The sequence below is a fragment of the Streptomyces sp. NPDC002125 genome (assembly GCF_053593715.1).
Map to the genome: position 1 here is coordinate 1 of NZ_JBSFDD010000083.1, position 2,255 is coordinate 2,255.

General features: G+C 70.8%; 2 protein-coding genes. Both read right to left on the reverse strand.

The features are described 5' to 3' along the window. A partial coding sequence (locus tag ACWCQM_RS40890) for a beta-ketoacyl synthase N-terminal-like domain-containing protein (RefSeq protein ID WP_450920135.1) occupies positions 1–908 on the reverse strand: 908 nt, incomplete at its 3' end. A 30-nt stretch (positions 909–938) separates the two neighbouring features. Beyond that, positions 939–2,255, reverse strand: a 1,317-nt coding sequence (locus ACWCQM_RS40895) for a type I polyketide synthase (protein ID WP_450920136.1), incomplete at its 5' end; no start/stop codon positions are given.

Below are 2,255 nucleotides of genomic sequence, written 5' to 3' on the forward strand. Positions count from 1 at the left end.
TGATTCACCGCAGAACCACGCACCACCGCCAACACCTCATGCCCCAACCGCCGAGCATCCGACAACCGCTCCAACAACAGAACCGCCACACCCTCGGACCAGCCCGTGCCGTCGGCCGCGTCCGCGAACGCCTTGCACCGGCCGTCGCGGGCCAGCCCGCGCTGCCGGGAGAACTCCACGAAGGGTGAAGGGTGCGCCATCACCGCAACCCCGCCCGCCAGTGCGAGCGAGCATTCGCCGGCACGCAGGGCCTGGGCCGCGAGATGCACCGCGACCAGCGACGACGAGCACGCCGTGTCCACCGTCACCGCAGGACCCTCCAGCCCCAACGCGTACGACACCCGGCCCGACGCCACACTCCCCGAGTTCCCCGTGCCCAGGAATCCCTCCAGCCCGTCCGGTACGGCGTCGAGGCCCGCGGCGTAGTCGTGGTACATGAGGCCGGTGAACACACCGGTCGCCGTGCCGCCGAGGGATGTGGGGTCGATGCCCGCGCGCTCGACGGTTTCCCAGCTCACCTCAAGCAGGAGCCGTTGCTGCGGGTCCATCGCCAGGGCCTCCCGGGGGGAGATCCCGAACAGCGCCCCGTCGAAGCCACCGGCGTCCTGGAGGAAGCCCCCCTCGGTGACGTACGAGGTACCAGTCCGCTCGGGGTCCGGGTCGAAGAGGCTCTCCAGGTCCCAGCCCCGGTCTTCCGGAAAGCCCGCGACGCCGTCGAGTTCGTCGGCGACGAGCCGCCACAGGTCCTCGGGGGACGTGACCCCGCCCGGGAGCCGGCAGCCCATCCCCACGATCGCGATCGGCTCCGTCGCGACCTCGCGGAGCTGCTCGGCCTCCCGTTGGAGCCGCTCGTTGTCGGTGAGTGCTGCTCGCAGGGCCTCGACGAGCTTGTCAGTGGACGTGGTCATGGGAACCTTCTTCCGATCTCCGAAGTGCGGTCACTGACTGCCACCGAGCGCCCTCTCGACGAGGTCGTCGACGTCCATCGCCGCGATCTCCTGCCTCGCGTCCTGACGGGTTCGCACGATTGCCGTACGGCCGGCCGACGAGGACGACGACCATGAGGCTTCGAGCGCGGCCAGAACTCCGAGCTCCTGGAGCTTCCGCAGCGGCAGTGTCGCCAGAGCCCTGCGGATGCCGGCTTCGTCCACGTTTCGCTCGGCGGCGGAACCGACAGGCTCGCCGCCCTCGGCCGACGGGAGCAGCTCCGCGCGGAGATGGCGGGCAAGTGCCGTGGGAGTCGGGTGGTCGAACACGAGCGTCACCGGAAGACGCGCTCCGGTGGCCCGGGTGATCCGGTTGCGCAGCTCGACCGAGGCGAGCGAGTCGAAGCCGAGGTCCTTGAAGGCCTGGCGGGCCCCGATCGCTCCCCTGGTGGCGTGCCCGAGCACGGAGGCTGAGGCGTCGCGTACCAGGTCGAGCAGGTCCCGCAGTCTGTCCTCCTCGGAGAGAGCCGCGAGCCTCTCGGCGTACGTCGCGGCGTCCTGAACCGGTTCCGCCCCTTGCGCCGCCCTTCTCGGCGCCCGGACCAGTCCGCGCAGGAGCGGGGGGAGGTCGCCGGTCGCGACCTGGTTCCGCAGAGCGGTGTAGTCGAGCTTGGTCGGCACCAGAAGCGCCTCGTCGGAGCCGAGCGCGGCATCGAACAGCGCGAGGCCCTCCGCCGACGACAGGCCGAGCAGCCCGCTGCGCGCGAGCCGGGCAAGCCCCGCATCGTCCAGGTGTCCGGTCATGCCGCTCGCCTGCGACCACAGGCCCCATGCGAGGGAGACAGCGGGCAGGCCCTGCGCACGACGCTCGTGTGCCAGGCCGTCGAGGAATCCGTTGGCCGCCGCGTAGTTGCCCTGGCCTGCATTGCCCAGCACCCCGGCACCTGAGGAGAAGAGGACGAAGGCCGACAGGTCCAGCTCCCGCGTCAGCTCGTGCAGATGCCACGCGGCATCCGCCTTCGGCCGGAACACCGTGTCGAACCACTGGGGGTCGAGGGCGGTCATGATCCCGTCGTCGAGTACTCCGGCGGTGTGGACCACAGCGGTCAGCGGATGCTCCGCCGGAACAGCACTCAGCACCCCGGCCAGCGCCTCGCGATCACCCACATCCGCAGCCACGACCTCGACCCGCGCACCACCAGCCCTCAACTCCTCCACCAGAGCCGACGCACCCTCAGCCGCCACCCCACGACGACTCACCAACACCACACTGCGCACCCCATGCACCACCACCAGATGCCGGGCCACCAACCCACCCAACGTCCCCGT